The 1472-nt window shown below is 39.0% G+C and carries 1 protein-coding gene; it reads left to right on the top strand.

Annotated features, from left to right (window positions below; genetic code table 11):
- Positions 1–99 precede the first annotated feature (99 nt).
- A protein-coding gene (locus tag DFO73_RS28195) for an IS3 family transposase (RefSeq protein WP_110067961.1) occupies positions 100–1433 on the top strand; the annotation gives its coding sequence in 2 pieces (ribosomal slippage) (positions 100–472 and positions 472–1433; 1335 coding nt in all).
- Positions 1434–1472 lie beyond the last annotated feature (39 nt).

Raw genomic sequence — 1472 nt, 5'->3', positions numbered from 1 at the left:
TGAACTATACCCCGGATAGCGGACACTGATAAAAAAGTGCCCCTTTCCGGGGTTTTTTGTGTTTCAATAGATTTAATGAATATGAGCGGAGGATTTATCATGAGTAAGAATATTTATAATGAATTCCAAATGAAAGAGCTTGAGAAGAATCCTAATGTTTTGAGGGCTTCCGAAAGGTCAATCTCCTATAGTCCGGAATTTAAGATAAAAGCAGTGGCGGAATACAAAAGTGGGAAAACACCTTCGGAAATCTTTATTGAACATGGTTTTGATCTCGAGATGATTGGCAAGAAACAGCCAAAATATTGTCTTAAGCGTTGGAGAGAAACATTTGAAAGGTTTGGAGAGGAAGGTTTCCTTACGGAACGCAGAGGTAAAGGGAGTACTGGACGTCCTTCTTCAAAACAACTTTCCATTGAGGAGAAACTAAGGAAGGCTGAGGCAAGGATTAAATTCCTTGAGGCAGAGAATGACTTCTTAAAAAAGCTGGAAGAACTAGAAAGGCAGGCGTTGAAGAAGAAACGATTCTAACGGCAGCTGAGAAGTTTTCACTGATTGAGAAAACTATTAGAACACATCAGTTAAAGAAATCTGTTTCCTACCTGTGTGAACTGGCAGGCGTAAGTCGAAGTGGCTACTATGATTGGTTGAAGGCAGCGCAACTACGGTCACAACGTGACGAGCAGGATGAATTGGATATAGAGTTAATTCGAAAAATATTCATATGCAAAAAAGAAAAAGTAGGTGCCCTCCAGATTAAAATGATTATGGAGAATGATTATTTATCGGTAATGAATCACAAAAAGATTAGGCGTCTGATGGCAAAATATAATCTTGAAACAAAAGTAAGGATAGCCAATCCTTATCGTAAAATGGCTAAGGCAACCCAGGAGCATCGAACTTGTCCTAACCTCCTTAACCGAGAATTCAATCAGGAAGAACCAGGGAAAGTTCTGCTTACTGACATTACTTATCTCTATTTCGGAAAGGGACAAAAAGCATATTTATCCTGCGTAAAAGATGGAGCTACCAAGGAAATAGTCGCTTATCACCTGTCCACTTCGTTAGAAATGGATATTGTATATAAGACGCTAAAAAAATTAAAACAAGCTGTTGGCGATCATTTTCATCCAGAAGCTATATTGCATTCTGACCAAGGTTTCCACTATACTCATCCCCTATTCCAAAGCAAAGTAAAGAAACTTGGCTTAACACAATCGATGTCCCGAAAGGGAAACTGTTGGGATAACGCACCAATGGAAAGTTTCTTTGGGCACTTTAAGGATTTAGCAGAGTATAAATCGTTAGATAATTTAAAAGATGTTAGAAAAGAAGTGCATCGAGTAATCGAGGAATATAACCAGCATCGTTATCAATGGGGCTTAAATAAAATGACCCCGGAACAATACCGGAGTCATTTACTAGCCGCATAGGCGCTTTTTTAAACTGTCCGTAAACTGGGGCACAGTTCA

This window comes from Cytobacillus oceanisediminis (genome assembly GCF_003182355.1).
In the GTDB taxonomy this organism is placed as follows: Bacteria; Bacillota; Bacilli; order Bacillales; family Cytobacillaceae; genus Cytobacillus; species Cytobacillus oceanisediminis_A.
Note: the sequence above shows the minus strand (reverse complement) of the source record. Positions and strands in the feature narration are given on the sequence as shown.